This window comes from Rhizobium sp. TRM96647, from assembly GCF_025780115.1.
In the GTDB taxonomy this organism is placed as follows: domain Bacteria; phylum Pseudomonadota; class Alphaproteobacteria; order Rhizobiales; family Rhizobiaceae; genus Mycoplana.
In genome coordinates, this window is record NZ_JAOXHF010000007.1 from 149,251 (window position 1) to 168,566 (window position 19,316).

A 19,316-nucleotide genomic window follows, 5' to 3' on the forward strand; every position below is an offset into this window, starting at 1 on the left:
GGCTAGAGGAGGGAGCGCCCCGTCGCAACCGGTATCGGCCGGCCTTGCCGGGTTCAGTCGGCCTGTTCCAGCACGGTCCGGCGCGCCTCCGAATAGAACTGCCGGCGAATGAGAACGAAGATGATGAAGGAGGTGGTGACCATGAAGAGGTAGGGGCTGACGAACCAGCCGAGGTAGCCGATCGACAGGAAGATGGCCCGCAGCCCGGCATTGAAGTGGCTGGCGGCAAGGATGTTCATGCGGATCACCTTGTCGGCGGCAAGGTCGGCTCCGGCCGGGTCCTTGTGGATGTCGCCGGCCATCGGCACGGCGCCGAGAAGGATGGTGCAGTAGTTGAACAGGCGGTAGGACCAGCCGAACTTGAAGAAGGCATAGCCGAAGATGCAGGCGAGTCCGCCGACCTTCAGCTCGAAGCCCGCGCGCCCCGCCTGGAACACCAGCGGCAGGTCGCCGAAGATCATGAAGACCTGTTCGGTGGCGCCCAGCAGGGCGAAGCAGCCGCCGAGCGCGAGTATCGAGGTGGAGGCGAAGAAGGCGGTGCCGTTCTGCAGGCCGGCCATGATCTGCGTATCGATCATGCGCAGGTCCCGGCGCATGGCATTGCGGATCCAGGCGGCGCGCTGGGCATTCATCGCCCGCGTCAGGCTCACGCGGTCGCGAAAGCGCCGGTTGTCCGTGATCCTGGCATAGGCCAGCCACAGCAGGATGAAGAAAACGAAGGCGATCGGATCGGCGATGGTCATGGTTGGAGATTTGCCACGGATTGGGCATCTTGCAAACCGGTGCCAGGCTGGATGGGGCGCGATTTTCATATTGCCGGCTATTGTGTGGCGGGCAGACATGCAGCCTGCACATGTCTCCGAAGGTCAACCTGTTGATTTTTAATAATATGCTATGTATATAAAATACCGTCACTGTGCATCTGCCATGGTTTGGCCATTTTTCCGCATTGCCTTTTCATCTTTCCTTCACTAATGAGGGGCCGTCGGCGGGCGATTGGCACCGTACGGCATGTCGTTCACCATTTTGGGGAAATCATGGAAAGTTCCGTTCAGAAGGCCTGCTGGGGCCTTACGTTCCGCATGGTTCTCGGTTTTGCAGGCTTTCTCGGCCTTGTGTATCTCTTCGGCGGCAACTGAGAGAGTTCACTGATAGAGACTTGAAAGGGCGCGCCGATCCGTGGCGCGCCTTTTTTGTTGGCCCGCCTTTCTGGGCCTGCCGTGCGCTCGATGGCGGCCTGTCGGGGATGTCGCATGCGTATCAGCGAATGTCGGGTCGCTGCCTTGTGCCCTTCCTGCTATCGCGTAGCTTCGTTCAAGGGTTTCACGTATTGCCGTCCGCGCCTGTCGTCGCCATCTAACAGGTGAGTTCGGGCTGCGATGCGGTCCAGGGTTTCGGCAGGTCCACGGCATGTTTCTTTCCGTCTTCGACGTCTTCAAGATCGGTATCGGCCCCTCCAGTTCCCATACGATGGGACCGATGTCGGCGGCCAACCGCTTCCTCGACCTGATCCTGTCTTCGGACTGGCCGCGACCGGCCGGGGCTGCCGTCGCGGCGATCCGGATGAGCCTGCATGGTTCGCTGGCCTTCACCGGCGTCGGCCACGGCTCCGACCGTGCCGTCATCCTCGGGTTGATGGGGGAGCGCCCGAACCTGGTTGATCCCGACCGGATGGATGAGATCGTCGCCGAGGTGGAGCGCACCGGCCGGATCACGCCGCCCGGCCATCCGTCCTATGCCTTTCAGCCGAAGCACGACCTGGTGTTCGACAAGAAGACGCCGTTGCCCGGCCATGCCAACGGCATGACCTTTTCCGCCTATGATCGCGACGGTCGGCAGCTGTTGAAGCGCATCTACTATTCGGTCGGCGGCGGCTTCGTCGTCACCGACACGGAACTGGAGGCGATGCGCGCCACCAAGGCGCAGGCGAGCGAGCGCAAGGTGCCGTTTCCGTTTGCGACCGCCAGCGAGATGCTGGAGATGGCGCAGCGTTCCGGCCTGACGATCGCCCAGATGAAGCGGGCGAACGAGGAGACGGCGATGTCGCGCGCCGAACTCGACGCCGGCCTCGACGCGATCTGGACCGCGATGACGAACTGCATCGACCGCGGCCTGCAGGGCGAGGGCATCATGCCCGGCGGACTGAAGGTGAAGCGCCGCGCCCGCATGATCCACGACAAGTTGCATGCCGAATGGCGTTCGAACAAGTCCAATCCGCTCTTGGCCAACGACTGGCTCAGCGTCTATGCGATGGCGGTCAACGAGGAGAACGCCGCGGGCGGCCGGGTCGTCACGTCTCCGACCAACGGCGCCGCCGGCGTCGTCCCGGCGACGATCCGCTACTACCTGCATTTCCACGAGGACGCCGATGCCGACGGCATTCGCGACTACCTGCTGACCGCCGCCGCGGTCGGCGGCATCATCAAGCACAACGCGTCGATCTCCGGCGCCGAGGTCGGCTGCCAGGGCGAGGTGGGTTCGGCCTCGGCGATGGCGGCCGCAGGCCTTGCCGCGGTGATGGGCGGCACGCCGGAGCAGATCGAGAACGCAGCGGAAATCGCGCTGGAGCACCATCTTGGCATGACCTGCGATCCGGTGGCGGGCCTCGTGCAGGTTCCCTGCATCGAGCGCAACGCGCTGGGCGCGGTGAAGGCGGTGACCGCCGCGTCGCTGGCGATCAAGGGCGACGGCACGCACTTCGTCCCGCTTGACGCCTGCATCGAGACGATGCGCCAGACGGGCGTGGACATGAACGAGAAGTACAAGGAGACCTCGACCGGCGGTCTCGCCGTCAACGTCGTCGAATGTTGACGGCGGCTGCGGCTGTGGAGCGGTTTCGTCCGGCTTGACGCCGGCTGCGGAAAGGCGTTGAAGGGGCCATGGCCCTGCATCTCATCAAGCTTTGTGTCGGCGCGGATTCGATCGAGGACCTGCGCGAGTGGGTTTCCAGGCGGGCGCTGGTGGCGATGGCCGCCGGCCTCGAGCCGAGTTCGAGCCATACCACCCGGATGGTGCCGAAGCGCGCCGCAGAACTGCTCGACGGCGGCTCGCTCTACTGGGTGATCAAGGGACAGGTGCAGGCGCGGCAGCCGCTGCTCGACCTGAAGACCTTCACCGACGCGGACGGGATCGGCCGCTGCGAACTGGTGCTCGGGCCGGAAGTGATCGAGACGGAGTTTCAGCCGAAACGGGCCTTCCAGGGCTGGCGCTACCTGAAGGACGAGGAGGCGCCGCGCGACCTCAAGAGCCTCGGGGCCGATGGCGCCGAACTGCCGATGGATTTGCGCCGCGAACTCGCCGAACTCGGTCTGCTATAGGCCGCTGAGGCCGCCCGGGCAGCATCCGCCCGGCGCGATTCCCCGGTCAATGGGCGGTATAGGCGCCGTCCACCAGATGGCAGCTGCCGGTGATGAAGCTCGCCTCGTCGGAGAGGAGGAAGCTGACGAGGGTTGCCACCTCTTCCGGCGTGCCGCGACGGCCCATCGGCTGCAGCGCTTCCAGCCGCTTGTTGGCGGCGAGCTTGGCATGCTCCGACAGGAGCGGCGTCTCGATCCAGCCGGGCGCGACGGCATTGATGCGCACGCCGTGCCGCGCATACTCGATCGCCGCGACCTTGGTCAGGCCGACCACGCCATGCTTGGCCGCCGTATAGGCCGCGGTCGCCGGAAGGCCGACGCAGCCGAGCACGGAGGCCATGTTGACGATGGCGCCGCCGCCTGCGGCCAGCATGGCGTTGATCTCGTACTTCATCGAATAGAAGACGCTGTTGAGGTTCACGTCGATCAGCTTGCGCCAATTGTCGAGCGGGTAGTCCGCCGTCATGGCGAGGCTGCCGTGGAAGCCCGCATTGTTGACCGCAAGATGAAGTCCGCCACAGTTGGAAACGGCAAATTCCACAAGCCGTTCGACCGCTTCCGCATCGGTGACGTCGACTGCGACATCGCTTGCCTCGCCGCCGTTCTCCCGAATCGCGGTCGCGACCTCGCCGGCCGCTTCCGAATCTATGTCGGCGACGACGACCTGTGCGCCGTCCGAGGCGAGGCGCCGGCAGACAGCCGCGCCGATTCCCGATCCGCCGCCTGTGACGAGCGCCACTTTTCCGGAAAAGCCAGAGGTCATTTTCTCCCTCCCATCCATTGTTTTTACCCAGTCGAACAGAGGCCGCTAAGGGAAGCAAGCCATTTCGACCCTGGCCGGAAGTGCGGTGTGGACAGCACACAGCATCTCCTAATGCGGATCGCGGTGCGCAGGTTCCGGCCGTCCCTGTTGCTACGAGGCTTGGCCAATCGGCAACGTGATGCTAATTCTAGCTGCAGGGGTTGGTCTGATCGCTGACAGGTGCTCATGAAAAAAGACTTCTCTTCCAGCCGCCGGGCCCTGCTGCTCGCCAGCCTTGGGCTTCTGGCCACCGGCGCCTCCGGCTGCCGTTCGATATATTCCCGCTACATGCCTTCGGACTATTCCAGCTATCGCGTCGACCGGCAGTATCGCCGCAAGAGCGTGGCCTATGACGGCTACGAGCCGGCGGGCACGATCGTCGTCAACACCTATGAGCGCTACCTCTACCATGTCGAGGGCGGCGGACGGGCGACTCGCTACGGGGTCGCCGTCGGTGAGGAAGGGCTTACCCTCAAGGGAGAGGCGAGCGTCGGCCGCAAGGCCGAATGGCCGTCCTGGACGCCGACTGCGTCGATGATCCGCAGGAAGCCGCACCTGGCGCAATATGCCGGCGGCGTCGAGGGCGGGCCGAACAATCCGCTGGGGGCTGCCGCGCTCTATCTCTACCGAGGCGGACAGGACACGCTGTTCCGGCTGCACGGCACCAACGAGCCCTGGTCGATCGGGCGGGCGGTCTCGAACGGTTGCGTGCGGCTGACGAACGACGACATCGTGCATCTCTACAACCGGACCCCGATCGGGGCCCGGGTCGTCATCATCTGACATCCGGCCGAGGGCACCGGAACGGAAGCGCACGCCGACGATCCCAAGCCGGCTCACGAGCGGCCAAACCTGCAAGAATTCGATTCGCCCGGGCAAATATCGTCCGGGGCGAACAGGTCCGTCCGCGCAGACGGCGGGTACAGCCCACGCTCATCACGCAATTGCTACAAGCCGTTGAAAAATCTGATCTTGGCCGCTCTTCCGACGAATTAACTTTGTGGCGCTTCTGCACTATGCCTTTGTTGTTTTTGCGGCTATTACTAAGGTGTTGCCTTCGAAAACCTATTCCGAATCAAGGAGAGGACACATAGATGAGCAGACTTTTCATTCTGGCAGTAGCAGTGCTTTCCGTGGCCGGCCTCACGGCATGTGACACGGTCGGCAAGGGCAAGGGCAAGGCTCCGCCTCCGGTCGAACAGCCGGCCCCGGTCTACAAGTAAAGACTGATCTTGGTCCGGGGAGGCGCCTTGCGGTGCCTCCCCGTCCAGCTTGAAATGCGTGCTCCGGCCCGGAGTGCACAAGGCAATCCCAGAACAGTGCAGGCCTACGACTTACGTGGCATGCGATGGAGCGTGTTCATGACGCTGGGCAAGAGCCATACATCGCTTTTGATCCTCTTTTCCCTGGCACTCGCCTCCTGTCAATCGGAGGACAAGCCGCCACTTCCCCGCTACACATCCGAATTTCGCGGCTACGCCGGCGCGCCAGAGGCGAACCGGAGTGCGGCGCGCTACTACATCGAATTCCGGTCGCGCTATGCGCTCACCTACGGCCATTCCTACGTCGTCTTTGGCCAGATGGGGAAGGGCGGCAAGCCGGCCACCCAGGAAGTGGCGGGCCTTGCGCCGGCCTCGAACGACCCCACCCCCTACGTACTCGGCCATTTCGTGCCCGTGCCGGCGGAGACCGGCGCCAGCGACGGCGACCTGGAAGAAGAGTACAGGTCGGCAAGCTGGCGTGTTATGCTGACGGAGGCGGAGTACCGCAAGACGGTGGCCTTCATCCGGCAATTGCAGGCGAAATCCAAGGTCTGGCAGGCTTCCGTCTACAACTGCAACGCCTTCGTGGCGGAGATCGCCCGTTCCATGGGCTACAAGGCACCGGCGATCTGGCTCCGGCCGCAGCAGTTCATCACGAAGCTTCGTGAGATGAATGGGGGATAAGACCATGACCGATCGGGAGACGTCGACGCCGCGGCCGGGCGAGGGCTTGCGGTGAACGGCATGGGTATGTCTGTTGCGACCCTGGGTGCGGTCCTCTGGGTGCTGGGCGGGATCGCCTGGTACGTCATCCGCTATCCGTTCGAGCGTCGCGCGCGGCGCACGCGGGTCGTCTTGAACCGGCGCTCGCCGGTCGACATGTGCGGCCTGGGGGCTGCGATGCTGGGGATGGGGCTGGTGCCGGCGATCTATGTCGCCACCGGCTTTCCGGCATCCGCCGACTATCCGGCCGGCGCTTTCCGGATCGTCCTCGGTGCCGCCCTGTTCTTCGCCGCCGTCTGGCTCTTCCGCAGGACGCACAAGGAACTCGGCAAGAACTGGTCGATCACGCTCGAGATCCGCGACAAGCATAAGCTGGTGTCCGGCGGGCCCTATGCGCTCGTCCGCCATCCGATGTATACCTCGTTCCTGATGATGGCGGTGGGGCAGGCGCTCCTGCTCGCCAACTGGTTCGTCGGGCTGGCGGGGCTCGCGGGTTTCGCGCTGCTGTTCTTCCTGCGGGTGGACCGGGAGGAGCGGATGATGCTCGACACCTTCGGCACCGAATACCGGACCTACATGGACAGGACGAAGCGAATCATACCGTTTGTCTACTAGGACGCGCCACGGGCTTTCAGGTCGTTCGCTGCACTCCGGGTGACGGTTTCCACCATGTCGTGACCGCAGGCGAACAGGCGCGGGTTTCGGAGGAACGATGCGAGGCAGGGCCCTCAAGATTTCGGCGCCGCGGCGGCTCGTCTGCGATCTGATGCGCTTTTCGATCGGTATCCCGCGGGTGACCGTGCAGCGGCAGATGAACATTGCGCCGCTTCTGGCCGCGCGCGCGGCACGGCCGGAACGGCCCTCGTGGAGCGTCCTCTTCGTCAAGGGCTACGGGCTTCTTTCGCAGGAGGTGCCGGAACTCAGGCGCGCCTATGTCAAGCTGCCCTGGCCGCATTTCTACGAATATGCGCTCAGCGTCGCCTCCGTCGCCCACGAGCGCGAATTCGAGGGGGAGCGGATCGTGCTGCTGGGTTCCATCAAGGGGCCGGAGCGGCGGACGATCACCGAGCTCCAGGCGATGATGGAAGCCGCCCGGACGCGCCCGGTGCTGGAGAACAAGGAATTCCGCCGCGCGCTGAAGATCGCGCGGCTGCCGGGCCCGCTGCGTTGGCTCCTGATGTGGCTGGGGCTCAATCTGCCCCGGCGGCGCGGCCGCCATTTCGGCACCTTCCAGTTCTCCGTCTATTCGGGGCTCGGTGCGGAATCGCTGAACCCGCTGACGCCGCTGACGACGCTGCTCAATTACGGCCCGATCCGCGAAGACGGCACGGTGACCGTGCGCATTCTCTACGATCACCGCGTGATGGACGGGGCGAACGTCGCCCGCGCGCTCGAGCGCTTCGAGGCGATCCTGAACGGGGAGGTGGCGTCCGAGGTCAACGGCATGCCGGGCGGCGACGCGTCTTCGGCGGGGGCCGGTCACCGTCCGGCGGCGAGGACGACGGGATGATCGATGTCTCTGCCGTAAACAGGCCGGCCGTGGTCGTCGTCGGCGCTTCCCGCGGCATCGGCCGGTCGATCGCCCGGGTGGCCGCGCGCGAGGGCGGGCCGATCGTTCTCGTCGCCCGGTCCCGGGAGGGGCTTTCCGACGTGGCGGCGGAGATGCGTGCTGCGGGGGCGGAGCCGTTCACCGTCACCCTCGATCTGATGGCCATGGACGCAGCGCAGCGGCTGCAGGCGGAACTGGACCGCAACGGGCTCTACTGCGACGTTCTCGTCAACAGCGCCGGGATCGGATTGCGGGGCGCTGCGACGCTCCTGTCCGTCCAGGACCAGATCGGCATCGTCGATCTCAACATCCGTGCACTCAGCGAACTGACATTGCATTTTTTGAAAGGGATGGCGGCCCGCAAGCGCGGCGGCGTGCTCAATCTCGGCTCGATCGCCAGCTTCACGCCGGGCCCCGGCATGGCGATGTATTATGCCAGCAAGGGTTTCGTCCGCTCCTTCTCCGAAGCGCTGCACACCGAGATGCGCCCTATCGGCGTGACGGTCACCTGCGCCTGCCCAGGGCCGGTCGCGACCGAGTTCCTCGAATTGTCGGGGGCAGGCAAGTCGATGCTGTTCAAGGTGCTGCCGCGGCTTGAGCCGGACTATGTGGCGGAACGCGCCTGGCGCGGGTTCCGGACCGGGCGCCGGCTCGTCATCCCCGGCATTTCGGCCAAACTGACGGCATTGGCGTCATCGGTGGTGCCGTCCGCCCTGATGCTGCCGTTGATCGCCCGGTTGCAGCGGCGCAGCGGCGATCTCTGCCCCTGCGGTTCCGGCAAGCGCTACGGCAATTGCTGCGGCAAATAGGCGGCCGGCGGGGCTGTGACCCGACGGCGGGAGGGAAGGGCGTGGCCCCTCCTAGCGGACGCGCATCCGGATGGGATGGCTGCGGCCATTGCGATGCACATGCAGGTGGATGCCGACCTCCGGCTGCGCGGTGCGCCAGGCACGGGCGCCGTGTGCGAGCAGCATGCCGACCAGATCCTTGGTTCGGGCGCGCGAACGATTGAGCCCGATGTCGGCGATCCGCAGCGCCGCCTCGTGCAGCGGGTGCAGGCTGCTCCTAAGATCCCGCCTGGCTCCTTGCCTCGTACCGGTGACGTTCTCGTTCATGGCCTTATTGTCCCTCGTACGCAAAACCCAATCGAGGTCGACGGATGCCTTGAAGCGGCTCCGCCCGCCCGGTCTCGGTCGCCGGGCAACAAACCCGTCCGGCGAATGCCTCGACCGAGGCTGAATTTCCAACGCCGCTGGTCCATTTGTTATCGTGTCCCTGCGTCGTTCATGCTGTTACTGTTGGCTCGCCCAGCAGGCGAAGCCCTTTTTCTTCAATGCCTTGCAGGCATTGACGGCGCTGTCCTGACCGGAGAAGCCGGCAAAGCGGGCCCGGTAGAGCTGACCGTTGCCCTCGCCGACGGCGACGGTGAACGGTTGGGCGCCGCGCAGAGCCTTGCCGCCACGGTCCTTGGCATTGTCGAGCAGGATCTGCGCCTGGCTGCGGTCCGGCGTCGCCCCGATCTGGATCACCCAGCCGGACTGTGCCGACAGTTCCGACGCTGCGGCAGCAGTGGACGAGGTGGTCAGCGCATCGACCGAATTGTCGGCGTCGCCCTGCTCGATCACATCTTCGATCGCCGGCTGCGGCGTTGCGACCTGACGCTGGATGCGCAGGGTGGCGGCGAGCGCGTCCTTGCCGACGACACCGGCAGCGTTGCCGGTGGAGGTGGCGGCATAGGCCGTCTCGATCCGGGTCTCCTCGTAGCGGTAGGTCGGGACCGGGCCGTTGTCGGGAAGATCGAAGACGGCGGCGGCAGAGGCGACATTCGCGGACACGGCCTTTGCGGCGGCACCGGCGGTCAGCGTCGGTGCATCGGCGGTTTCGGCGATCAGATTGCCGCTGCCGCGACGCGATGCCTTCGGCATGTAGCTGGCGATCAGCTTCTTCATCTGCTGGTCGCGCGAACCGCCCGAACGGCCGCCGATGACGACGCCGACGACGCTGCGGCCATCGGCCTGCGCGGAGGTGACGAGGTTGAAGCCGGAAGCGCGGGTATAGCCGGTCTTGATGCCGTCGACACCGCGGACGGCACCGAGCAGCCGGTTATGGTTGCCGATCGTCTGCTTGCCGTAGCGGAAGCTGCGGGTGCTGAAATAGTCGTAATACTGGGGAAAGTGCTGGCGCAGCGCGAGGCCGAGGCGAGCCTGGTCGCGCGCGGTGGTGACCTGCGCCGTGTTGGGCAGGCCGTGCGCATTGCGATAGACGGTGCGCGTCATGCCGAGCGCGCGCGCCTTCTGCGTCATCATGCGGGCGAAGCGGTCTTCGGAGCCGCCGAGAAATTCGCCGAGGGCGGTGGCTACGTCGTTCGCAGAACGGGTGACGAGCGCCTGGATGGCCTGGTCTACGGTGAGCTTGCTGCCGGGGCGGACGCCGAGCTTGGAGGGCGGCTCGCCTGCGGCATGCTTGGAGACGGGAACCTGCGTGTTCTTCCTGATCTTGCCGGCCTCGAGCGCCTCGAAGGTCAGGTAGAGCGTCATCATCTTGGTCAGCGAGGCGGGGTAGCGCAGCTCGTCGGGGGCTTCGCTATAGAGGACCTTGCCCGTTTTCGCATCGATGACGATGCCTGCATATTTCGGATTTGCCTGTGCTGTGGCGGCCGTGGCCGCCGCGACGGCGCCCGCCACGAACAGGCATTTTGCCGTTGCACCTGCAAGACCGGCCGCGCGCGAAAGGAGGACGGAAAATACGGAACGGAACACGCTGTTACTCTTCAAGTCTCTGATTGCTGTTTCGTTCGGACCAGGAGGCGAACGACGATTTGAGCGATCCTATCGGTCCAGGGTTACCAATCGGTTTATGATGAATCATTGGTTGAACGTTTCTGTCGCATTTTGGTGTTCGGGGCGGCGAGGGGAGAGGTGCCCCTTTTCGGCCAGGTTCGCGCCGGCGAAGGTTCTGATGGCCTGCTCCATCGCCCGCCACTGCGGCAAAAGTCTGCTCGAGAACCGGTAGAGGAGCGACAGATCGTCGCCGATGTGGATATCGCGCTGGCAATCGGCGCTGGTGGTGGCATGCTCGGGTTCCGGCAGGATGCAGCGCACGGCATAGGTGGAGCCGTCCGGCAGAGGGGCGGTGAGGAGTACTTCCTGCTCGTAGCCGGAGCTTGCTTTCAGCCGGCGCAGGGTCAGGCCTGCCGGCGCGTCTTGCGGTGCGCCGTCGAAGAGGTGCGAATAGATCGGCCCGACCCGCCCGGACATGTCGCGCGACATCGTGCTCTGCGAGAGCTGCAGGAAAATCAGGCTTTCCGGCCTTGCCACGTCGTTGAATCGGCTTCGATTGGCGGCCGTATAGCCCTCCATCTCGGGCCAGGTCAGGTAGAGATCGATCCGGTCGGTCGGACCGCTCACGCGCTGGTCCTCGAAGCGGATGGCATTGGCGGGCAGGTGCAGGAGGTCCTGGCCGATCAGCACGTTGACGTTCGTGCGGTCCTCGGTGTGCCCGGCCAGCGCGATGTGTTCGCCGATCGTCCGCCCGCCGATGCTGATCGCGACGGTCAGGCCGGCAAGGGCTGCAACGCCGAGCGTCAGTCGCTTGAGGAAGCGGGGCGAAACGAGGGTGTCCGCTTCGGTGTCCATGGCATGGGGGCTTGTTTGCATGATCGTCCCGTAGCGACCCTGGGGAGGGAGAGGGCCAGGCGAGACGCTACCGGGCGGACCCGGCGCGGAGCTTGCCTGCATGCAACCGAAGGTGTTTCGGATATGGTTTATATTCGGTTAACGGGTGGCCGCAGACGGTGCAGGTGCCCAAAAAACGGCGGCCGGCCCAAGGGACAGAGAGCCGACCGCCAGGGCCGTGGTCGGGACGGGATTGGGACTGACCGGGCCCTTACTCTTGCCTGAAGCCGTAGCCCTTCCGAAGAAGGGCGTCCGGGATCGACGGCTACTTGTTCACGCTGCCGACGGCGACCGTTGCGCGGCCGTCTTCGAGCTTTACCCATCGGCCAGCATGGCGCTCGGACTGGCGCTTGAGGAAGCGATACTCGGTCTCCGACCAGAGCAGGACCTTGTCGCGCATGTTGTCCAGGACCAGGTCGCCGCGGTCGGTGCGGACGGTGAGGACGGCATGGCCTTCGCCGTTCGGCTGCAGGACCACGGTGATCAGCAGGTCGGAGGCGGAGAAGCCGGCCTCGATCAGGCGCTTGCGCTTCAGCAGAACATAGTCCTCGCAGTCGCCGGCGCTGCCAGGGTAGCTCCAGCGCTCCTCCACCCCGTAGATCTCCTGGTCGGTCATCGGTTCGACGGCGCTGTTGACGCTGTAGTTGATCTCGAGGATCTGCTTCCAGCTCTTTTCCGTCAGCACCATCGGGCGGTCCGCCTCCATGGCGGTGCATTCGTCGGCGTGCTGCTTGCAGAACTCGTAGTGGCCGATCGGCTGGTTCGTCGGCCCCGCGACCGACATGCTCGCCGGCGCAGCGAAGGCGGCGGTGCCGAAAGCGAAGGAAATCAGAACTGCGAGTGTCCCTGTCCAGGAAGTCTTCTTGATCATTGCCGTGTCCCTGTGTTGAGGGAACAATGGCATCAATCTTTTTATTCCACGCGAAGTCTCGAAGTATAATTGAGATCAATGTTTCGACGAATAAGAATAAAATCAGAAATACATTCGATTTATATTTGAAGAAAATTTAAGTAAAATTCTATCTATTTTCGGGGTCGCGGAAGGGCGTTCCGGACCGGAAGATTCCTGTCAGGTCATTGTATTTTATGGAGTTTTCAGCGAGCTGGTGTTGTTGCGAGTGCCGGCGCGGCGCGGGTGGCCCCTGGGCGGCGCCGCGGTCGGGTGGCCGATTCGGGGCGGTTCGCGGCGCTTCGATCGCGCTCGGTGTCGGCAAATCGAAATTGCGCCCGGCGACAAATTTCACAGGACGACCTGGGAGAGGTGGGGTTTCGGATCAGAGGAAGGCTGTCAGGGCTTCCTTCGACTGCACGCTCGAAAACTCGATCGCGACGCCTTCCTGGAAATGGCGGACGACCCGGCCGCGCATGTTACCGAGCTGGACCGGGGTGCCCACGGCCGGGCGGACCTCGATGTCGATCGCAGCACCGGAGAGCGAGAGGTCGATGATGCGGCAGGGATAGTGGCGGCCGTCGTCGAGGGACAGTTCGGTGCGGCCGTTCCGCGGTGTCAGGCGATCGTGCTGGCGGTCTTCGGGCAGGCCGAGTTCATGCTTGTTGGCGATCCAGGTGAGCTGGGCAGCGAGCTTCTCGCGCTTGCGTTCGGTCGCGTTGACGAGGATGATGAAGCCGTCGTCGGTGCTCTTGCTGACGGTGCCCTCGATGCGGCCGAGGTGATCGACATAGGCGATGATCCGCTCGCCGGCGCGCGGACGCGCGTGGCAGGCGAAAAACACATCGCCCGGCGACATGTCGATGACGGTGCATTCGTATTCGTCATGGTTGGGCAGCATGAGGCGGCCCGGGAGATTGACGGAAACGCGCTGGAAGCTCCGCTGGTCAGGCTGTGTTCGATGGGGCGCCGGCGACGTTTGCTGAAACGAATACATGGGCGGACGGAGGCCTGATTAATCTCTCTTTCCAACTCCTAACCTTTCGAAGTTAACAGTCCGTTCCCGTGTCGTTGCAACTGTTGGGAATTGGAATGATTTAGGGTTGCAGACCTCATACCAACCTGCACTGATATTGACCGATTGCGTGGGACCGCCTGCGGTCATCCGGCAAGGAGCATACCGCAGAGCGATGCCTGGGCATCGGTCGAGGATTGCGACGCCGCCGGTGGCCGATAGACGGCCCACCCGGAGGGCCGGGCGCTTTTGGCCTGCGGACGGCGTCGAAAATCCTCGCCGGACCGACAGGTCCGGCTGCGGTTTTCTCCTGGCCGCAGGCCAAAAGCGCTCCGGCGCAATCGGTCAATATCAGTGCAGGTTGGTATCAGCGGCCGCCGTCGAACACCTTGAGGTGAAGGACACGCCGGACGGCCTGGCCGAATTCGTGGCGCCGAACGGCGACGACGGTGGTCGCCGGAGCGGCGGGCGTGGACGCGGGCAGTGCGCCGGACAGGGGCGCTGTGCTCTCCCCGGCTTCTTCGAGCGCCAGCGGAATGGCCTCCACCGTCTTCAGCAGCAGGTGGCGGAGCGGCATGTCCAGCGGCTGGACAGCAGTGAGGGGACAGAAGGCGCCGAAGACGCGGTCGGCGCGCGAGCCGTGCGAGGTCATTGGCAGCAGCGCGATCTCGACAGGCGTTGCCTGGACCGAGCGCCCATAGGCGGCCGCGTGCAGGATGGCGGGCGTACGCTGGTTCATGATGTTGTGGCAGATCCTGAGGATGCGGGGACGCAGGTCGGCAGGAAACAGGCGCTCGAAGCTCGTGGTCCGCAGTTCGCGGCCGAACAGGGTGCAAAGCCGCGTGCCGGCGAGCCGGAACGACACACCGCCACCTGCGAGCTGTTCCAGGATGAAAAGGTCGGGCAGAAAATGCTGGAGTGCCGCCGGTGCGATGTCGCGCCGGTTGGGGATGTCGCGGTTTCCTTTCACCGCCGACCAGTGTTGAAAGATCGCTGTCGTCGTCGCCTGCATCGGTATTCCATTCCGTGCTGTGTCAAACCGGCACGTCATGTGCCGGCGTCCGCCGGTTCGGAATTACCAAGCGAAGATCGTGCCAGCCCCAGCATTAAGGTTAACCATTGGTTTCGATTGTGTGTTCCGTCCGGACATGGCACAGGATGGTCATCACTTCATGAGGGGAAACCTTCAGCACACATTTCAGGGCCGGGGTTGGGGGCTCGGGGCCGTATGGCGAAAGCTGTACGGCCCTTATTTTATCTGTATAAGCGCTGGTCACCTGTTTTCTTATTGGCGGATTTTATGAGTGATACCGACGACAGCGGGCTCGTGCTCGCCGGACAGGCCAGGAAACGGGAACCGGCCTTCAACCTGCCGGGCAGCCTTGTCGCAGCCCTTGCCCTGCTGACGTTCATCCATGTCGTCCGGACCTACCTCCTGACGCCGCAGCAGGATGAGTGGGTGCTGCTGCAGTTCGCCTTCATTTCAGCCCGCTACCTGCCGCAGTTCATGGCGGCGGACTGGGCCTGGCTGTGGACGCCGGTGACCTATTCCTTCCTTCACGGCAGTTGGGAGCACCTGATCTTCAACGGCTTCTGGATGGTGGCGTTCGGGGCGCCGGTGGTCCGCCGGATCGGCACCCGGCGTTTCCTCGCTTTCTGGTGCCTGTCGGCGGCCGCGTCGGTGGCGCTGCACTGCGCGTTTCACTGGGGCGAGGTGGTCGTGGTGATCGGCGCGTCCGGCGTCGTTTCCGGCCTGATGGGGGCGGCCGCCCGCTTCGTCTTCTCGCCAAGCGGGCGAATCAGCCGGCAGTTCGCCCATCTGAACCGGCGGCTGACGATCCGCGAGGCGTTCTCGAACCGCTCCGTCCTGGTCTTTTCGGCGATCTGGTTCCTGACCAATTTCGCCATCGGTTTCTTCCAGCTGTTCGGCGGCGGGGAGGGGGCGTCGATCGCCTGGGAAGCCCATATCGGCGGCTTCCTGTTCGGCTTCTTCTTCTTTCCCCTGTTCGACCCGCCGCTCCCCGACGCGGACCCGGAGCGCCGGGCCGGTTAAGGCTAAGCGCGCTCCGGACTTGCATTCCACCGCCCCCTGGCGCACGATTGCCCTGTTCCGGCTGGCACATGCACGCCGGAACGCGGGTGGAAATGTCGATGACAGGTCCACCGGTTGGCAGGGTGTCCCTGTCCGGAACCCTGCCTCTCTGCGGCATGATGCACACGGGAGGAATGCATGTATGTAAAGTCCATTCTTGACGAAAAGGGCCGAAACGTCGTCACCGCCGGTTCGCAGCTCACCGTTCGTCAGGCTGCTGTCTATCTTCATGACAATCACATCGGCGCGATCGTCATCGTCGACCGTACCGACCGGATCTCCGGAATCCTGACAGAGCGCGACATCGTCGCCGCGATCGCCAAGAGCGGGGCCGATTGTCTCGACAGACCGATCTCGTCCATCATGTGGGGCAATGTGCATCGTTGCGGCGAAGCTGCGACGGTCGAAGAAGTGATGGAAATGATGAGCACGCTGCGCTCCCGCCATATCCCGGTCGAAAAGGATGGTCGCCTTGTCGGCATCATCTCGATCGGCGACGTCGTGAAGGCGCATATCCGCTCGATCGAACGCGAGGCGGCCGAGATCAAGGCCTATATTGCCGGCTGATCGAACAAGCCTGCAAACGTCGCGACGGGGCGCCGGCGGTGCCTCGTCCCGAGGGCTTGGAACACTCCGAAAGCGAAGCAGGCGTCAGCGCGACAGCACTTCCTGCATCCGCTTGACTTCCGAGATCTTGGATTTGGCCTCGAGATAGCCCCGGTCTATCGCCTCTCCGGCGCGGTGGAATTCCGACAGGCCGATGTCGCTAAGACGGGGCAGCAGCGACAGGTCCGGCGGATCGCCGGCCAGGCGGGCGCGGGCGATCCGGTCCTGAATGATGTTGAACGCCTGCACCATGACGCCCGTCAATCCGAGCCGGGCCTCGCTGTTTTCCTGCCGCGGCGCGCCGTCGAGGTCCTGGATGCTGGCGGTATGCTTGATCACCGCCGAGCGGCCGTAGAGATCGTAGTTGAGGTTGACGGCGACGACGAGCGGCTCTTCGTGCGCACGGCAGACGGAGACGGGGACGGGATTGACCAGTGCGCCGTCCACCAGCGTGCGGCCGTTGCACTTGATCGGCTCGAAGATGCCGGGCAGGGCATAGGACGCACGGATCGCCGTGATCAGCGAGCCGCGGGTGATCCAGACCTCATGGCCGCTGTTGATCTCGGTCGCGACGGCGACGAAGGGACGGTCGAGTTGCTCGATCGAATGGTTTTCGAGGTGCTCCTGCATGCGCTTGGTCAGCCGCATGCCGCCGAACAGGCCGCTGCCGCGGATGGTGAAATCGAGCAGGCTGGCGATGCGGCGCATGGTCAGCGACCGGGCGAAGCTCTCGAGTTCGTCGAGCTTGCCGGCAAGATAGCAGCCGCCGACGAGCGCGCCGATCGAGGTGCCGGCGATCATGCTCACCTCGATCCCCTCTTCGTCGAAGGCTCGCAGGACGCCGATATGCGCCCAGCCGCGGGCCGCACCGCCGCCCAGCGCCAGCGCGATGCGCGAACGGGACTGACGCCCTTCCGTTGCGGGAAGCTGCATATGATTCATGGAGGGACCATCCGGCACCGACGCATCTGCCGTCACCATACCCCGGTTTAGACTCCAGTTCAGCATATAAGGCCTCCGACGCAGAGAGAACTTCGTCCCCCTGCCTTCAGTTCCGGCGCCGCGTCAAACTGTCCTGCACAATGAGCCGCGAGCCCAGTCGCGGCAGGGTCAAGAATAGCAGGCGAGCGAGGAGCGGTGAGCCCGTTCCTTTTGCTCTGGCTCATCAATTGGGCGTAGTCGGGGCAGGGCGGCGGCAATGCCCGCCTTGTCGCGTTTGCGTCCTGCGGTGTCCGGGTGGTTGCTGGCGTGAGGATTGGCATGGCCGGTTCGTACGCTGCGTCTTTGCTGCTGACGTCACTACAGGCCGATTTCCTTGCCAAATCGTAAATTTCGCGCCGATACGGGACGCTGCCTTACTCCGTCCCGCCCTTCCGATAGACCTCGGTGGGGTCGAACTGGATGCGGTCGTCGGCGATCGCGAGCCGTGCCTCGCCGCCGTCACGGTTGACGGTGCGGTAGAAGCAGGAGCGGCGGCCGGTGTGGCAGGTGGCGTCGTGGCCGGCGACCCTGACCTTGAGCCAGACGGCGTCCTGGTCGCAGTCGGTCCGCATCTCGATCACCGTCTGGAGGTTGCCGGAGGTCTCGCCCTTCTTCCACAGCGCCTGACGCGAACGGCTCCAGTAGTGGGCGATGCCGGTCTCGACGGTGAGCGCCAGGGCGTGCGCGTTCATGTGCGCGACCATCAGCAGTTCTCCGTCGCCGGCATCCGTCACCACGGCGGTGACGAGCCCGTGCTCGTCGAAGCGGGGCGTGAAGGCGCCGGCCGCTTCGAGTTCGCGCTTGTCTTTCGAAGGAGGGGGAAAGGCGATGGCCATCGTCGGCTCCGTCTGCCGGAGCCTACGGCGTCAGCCGCGGCCCCGGATCATGGTCATGAAGCGCGCCTGCTCGGCGGGCTCGGATTTGAACGTACCGGTAAAGGTGGTCGTCAGCGTTGTCGAGCCCTGCTTCTGGATGCCGCGCATCGCCATGCACATATGCTCGGCCTCGATCATCACGGCGACGCCGCGCGGACGCAGCGTCTCGTCGATCGCGGTGGCGATCTGCGCCGTCATCGTCTCCTGCGTCTGCAGCCGGCGCCCGAAGATCTCGACGACACGGGCGATCTTGGACAGGCCGAGCACGCGCCCGTTCGGCAGGTAGGCGACATGAGCGCGGCCGATGATCGGCACCATGTGGTGCTCGCAATGCGAATAGAAGGAGATATCCTTCACCATCACCATGTCGTCAAAGCCGCCCACTTCCTCGAAGGTGCGGCCGAGAACGTCTTCGGGGTCCTGCGTATAGCCGGAGAAGAGCTCCCTGTAGGCCTTGGCGACGCGGGCAGGCGTATCGAGCAGGCCCTCGCGGGAGGGGTCGTCACCGGCCCAGCGCAGGAGCACGCGGACGGCGTCTTCCGCTTCCTTCTGGGTCGGACGGCCGTCCTTGTCGTCGCCGACGGGAAAATTCTTGATGATGGCGTCCATGGTGCCACACCCTTTCTGCAGGTTGACTTCCGTCAATGTCGGACTCGCCATTGGCCATTGCCTAACCCTGCAGGCTTGGGTTCCGTTGGCGGGCTCCGGGGCTTTCGGATCGCGACGTCTTTACACGCCCGATCGTCCGGCACGGTTTCCCAAACAACAGGCAAACGTTTCTGTTGCAAAACGGTCGCCCCAACACGACATAGCATATAGTATCGCCCGATAGCTGTGGAAGAGGCCAGCGGCGACACGGAATGCTTTTTTCGCGGAAACGATGGAATATCGTGCCCGGATCCGTCAGAAATGCAGAAACCCATGAAAACGTGGACAATTCCTTATGGATGACATCTATAACAGCCGCATTCTCGAATTCGCCGGCAACATTCCGCGGACCGGCACGCTCGAGAACGCCGACGCGGAGGCGAGCGCCCATTCCAGGCTCTGCGGCTCGCGGGTGAAGATCTGGCTGAAGATGGACGGCGACCGGGTGAGCGATTTCGCCCACGAGGTGAAGGCCTGCGCGCTCGGCCAGGCCTCGTCCTCGATCATGGCGCGCCACGTCATCGGCGCCACGGCCGCCGAAGTGCGCAAGGCCCGCGAGGACATGCTGGCCATGCTGAAGGCGGACGGCGAGGGCCCGGAGGGCCGCTTCGAGGACATGCGTTTCCTGCGCCCGGTGCGCGACTACAAGGCCCGCCACGCCTCCACCATGCTGACCTTCGACGCGGTGGTCGACGCGATCGGGCAGGTCGAGGCACGGCGGCTGGAGAAGGCGGGGTGAGCGATGCGCGCGCCACCGCCTTCTACGTCATCCCGGCCCCGAGCCGGGATCCAGCGCGCTCAAGTCCTTGAGCGCAGGGGATTCTTTTGCGCCGCGGACGCGCCG

Annotated in this window: 22 protein-coding genes; 11 read left to right on the top strand and 11 right to left on the bottom strand. The window is 64.5% G+C overall.

Annotated features, from left to right (window positions below; all coding sequences use genetic code 11):
* Positions 1 to 53 precede the first annotated feature (53 nt).
* Positions 54 to 743: a DUF599 domain-containing protein gene (locus tag OCK02_RS14865; protein ID WP_263813738.1), complete on the bottom strand. Its 690-nt coding sequence runs from the start codon at positions 741 to 743 to the stop codon at positions 54 to 56.
* Between the two features lie 667 nt (positions 744 to 1,410).
* Here OCK02_RS14865 and OCK02_RS14870 point away from each other — a divergent pair.
* Together OCK02_RS14870 and OCK02_RS14875 are read left to right on the top strand one after the other, a co-directional pair.
* Positions 1,411 to 2,811 carry an L-serine ammonia-lyase gene (locus OCK02_RS14870; RefSeq protein ID WP_263813739.1) on the top strand — a complete coding sequence of 467 codons (1,401 nt, stop codon included), beginning with the start codon at positions 1,411 to 1,413 and terminating at the stop codon, positions 2,809 to 2,811.
* 68 nt (positions 2,812 to 2,879) lie between these two features.
* Positions 2,880 to 3,317: a DUF1489 family protein gene (locus OCK02_RS14875; protein WP_263813740.1), complete on the top strand. Its 438-nt coding sequence runs from the start codon at positions 2,880 to 2,882 to the stop codon at positions 3,315 to 3,317.
* A gap of 46 nt (positions 3,318 to 3,363) precedes the next feature.
* Here the strand turns inward: OCK02_RS14875 and OCK02_RS14880 are convergent, their stop codons facing one another.
* Positions 3,364 to 4,119: an SDR family NAD(P)-dependent oxidoreductase gene (locus OCK02_RS14880; RefSeq protein ID WP_263813741.1), complete on the bottom strand. Its 756-nt coding sequence runs from the start codon at positions 4,117 to 4,119 to the stop codon at positions 3,364 to 3,366.
* A 225-nt stretch (positions 4,120 to 4,344) separates the two neighbouring features.
* On the opposite strand from OCK02_RS14880, the gene OCK02_RS14885 reads away from it, so the two are divergent.
* The 6 genes from OCK02_RS14885 (at position 4,345) to OCK02_RS14910 (ending at position 8,501) form a co-directional block, all read left to right on the top strand.
* Entirely contained in the window at positions 4,345 to 4,941 is a 597-nt protein-coding gene (locus OCK02_RS14885; protein WP_263813742.1) for a L,D-transpeptidase, read from the top strand.
* 311 nt (positions 4,942 to 5,252) lie between these two features.
* The gene (locus OCK02_RS14890; protein ID WP_230805408.1) at positions 5,253 to 5,381 is read left to right on the top strand and encodes an ABC transporter; all 129 of its coding nucleotides are present in this window, start codon (positions 5,253 to 5,255) and stop codon (positions 5,379 to 5,381) included.
* A gap of 138 nt (positions 5,382 to 5,519) precedes the next feature.
* Positions 5,520 to 6,104 (top strand): hypothetical protein, encoded by a 585-nt coding sequence (locus tag OCK02_RS14895; protein ID WP_263813743.1) that lies wholly within the window; start codon positions 5,520 to 5,522, stop codon positions 6,102 to 6,104.
* Between the two features lie 66 nt (positions 6,105 to 6,170).
* Positions 6,171 to 6,758 (top strand): protein-S-isoprenylcysteine O-methyltransferase, encoded by a 588-nt coding sequence (locus tag OCK02_RS14900; RefSeq protein ID WP_263813862.1) that lies wholly within the window; start codon positions 6,171 to 6,173, stop codon positions 6,756 to 6,758.
* Positions 6,759 to 6,855: 97 nt separating this feature from the next.
* On the top strand, positions 6,856 to 7,653 hold the full coding sequence (locus OCK02_RS14905; RefSeq protein WP_263813744.1) for a 2-oxo acid dehydrogenase subunit E2: 798 nt from the start codon (positions 6,856 to 6,858) through the stop codon (positions 7,651 to 7,653).
* Complete coding sequence (locus tag OCK02_RS14910; protein ID WP_263813745.1) at positions 7,650 to 8,501, top strand: SDR family NAD(P)-dependent oxidoreductase; 852 nt, start codon at positions 7,650 to 7,652, stop codon at positions 8,499 to 8,501. Before OCK02_RS14905 ends, OCK02_RS14910 begins: the two co-directional genes overlap by 4 nt.
* Before the next feature lie 51 nt (positions 8,502 to 8,552).
* Here OCK02_RS14910 and OCK02_RS14915 read toward each other — a convergent pair whose 3' ends face one another.
* The 6 genes from OCK02_RS14915 to OCK02_RS14940 form a co-directional block, all read right to left on the bottom strand.
* Positions 8,553 to 8,807: a hypothetical protein gene (locus tag OCK02_RS14915; RefSeq protein ID WP_263813746.1), complete on the bottom strand. Its 255-nt coding sequence runs from the start codon at positions 8,805 to 8,807 to the stop codon at positions 8,553 to 8,555.
* A gap of 177 nt (positions 8,808 to 8,984) precedes the next feature.
* Positions 8,985 to 10,451: a D-alanyl-D-alanine carboxypeptidase gene (locus tag OCK02_RS14920; RefSeq protein WP_263813747.1), complete on the bottom strand. Its 1,467-nt coding sequence runs from the start codon at positions 10,449 to 10,451 to the stop codon at positions 8,985 to 8,987.
* Positions 10,452 to 10,556: 105 nt separating this feature from the next.
* Positions 10,557 to 11,348 carry a hypothetical protein gene (locus tag OCK02_RS14925; protein WP_263813748.1) on the bottom strand — a complete coding sequence of 264 codons (792 nt, stop codon included), beginning with the start codon at positions 11,346 to 11,348 and terminating at the stop codon, positions 10,557 to 10,559.
* 283 nt (positions 11,349 to 11,631) lie between these two features.
* On the bottom strand, positions 11,632 to 12,237 hold the full coding sequence (locus tag OCK02_RS14930; protein WP_263813749.1) for a transglutaminase-like cysteine peptidase: 606 nt from the start codon (positions 12,235 to 12,237) through the stop codon (positions 11,632 to 11,634).
* Positions 12,238 to 12,640: 403 nt separating this feature from the next.
* Complete coding sequence (locus OCK02_RS14935; RefSeq protein ID WP_263813750.1) at positions 12,641 to 13,252, bottom strand: PilZ domain-containing protein; 612 nt, start codon at positions 13,250 to 13,252, stop codon at positions 12,641 to 12,643.
* Positions 13,253 to 13,637: 385 nt separating this feature from the next.
* The gene (locus tag OCK02_RS14940; protein ID WP_263813751.1) at positions 13,638 to 14,282 is read right to left on the bottom strand and encodes a PAS domain-containing protein; all 645 of its coding nucleotides are present in this window, start codon (positions 14,280 to 14,282) and stop codon (positions 13,638 to 13,640) included.
* 288 nt (positions 14,283 to 14,570) lie between these two features.
* Here OCK02_RS14940 and OCK02_RS14945 point away from each other — a divergent pair, with 288 nt between their 5' ends.
* Positions 14,571 to 15,323 carry a rhomboid family intramembrane serine protease gene (locus tag OCK02_RS14945; RefSeq protein WP_263813752.1) on the top strand — a complete coding sequence of 251 codons (753 nt, stop codon included), beginning with the start codon at positions 14,571 to 14,573 and terminating at the stop codon, positions 15,321 to 15,323.
* Positions 15,324 to 15,500: 177 nt separating this feature from the next.
* Entirely contained in the window at positions 15,501 to 15,929 is a 429-nt protein-coding gene (locus OCK02_RS14950; RefSeq protein ID WP_230805425.1) for a CBS domain-containing protein, read from the top strand.
* An 84-nt stretch (positions 15,930 to 16,013) separates the two neighbouring features.
* Here OCK02_RS14950 and OCK02_RS14955 read toward each other — a convergent pair whose 3' ends face one another.
* The 3 genes from OCK02_RS14955 to folE all read right to left on the bottom strand — a co-directional run bounded on the left by OCK02_RS14955 (position 16,014) and on the right by folE (position 18,433).
* Positions 16,014 to 16,910 carry a patatin-like phospholipase family protein gene (locus tag OCK02_RS14955; RefSeq protein WP_263813753.1) on the bottom strand — a complete coding sequence of 299 codons (897 nt, stop codon included), beginning with the start codon at positions 16,908 to 16,910 and terminating at the stop codon, positions 16,014 to 16,016.
* 413 nt (positions 16,911 to 17,323) lie between these two features.
* Entirely contained in the window at positions 17,324 to 17,785 is a 462-nt protein-coding gene (hisI, locus tag OCK02_RS14960; RefSeq protein WP_263813754.1) for a phosphoribosyl-AMP cyclohydrolase, read from the bottom strand.
* A gap of 30 nt (positions 17,786 to 17,815) precedes the next feature.
* Complete coding sequence (gene folE / locus OCK02_RS14965) at positions 17,816 to 18,433, bottom strand: GTP cyclohydrolase I FolE (RefSeq protein WP_263813863.1); 618 nt, start codon at positions 18,431 to 18,433, stop codon at positions 17,816 to 17,818.
* Positions 18,434 to 18,767: 334 nt separating this feature from the next.
* Here folE and OCK02_RS14970 point away from each other — a divergent pair, with 334 nt between their 5' ends.
* Positions 18,768 to 19,211 (top strand): iron-sulfur cluster assembly scaffold protein, encoded by a 444-nt coding sequence (locus tag OCK02_RS14970; protein ID WP_263813755.1) that lies wholly within the window; start codon positions 18,768 to 18,770, stop codon positions 19,209 to 19,211.
* The last annotated feature ends 105 nt before the right edge of the window (positions 19,212 to 19,316 follow it).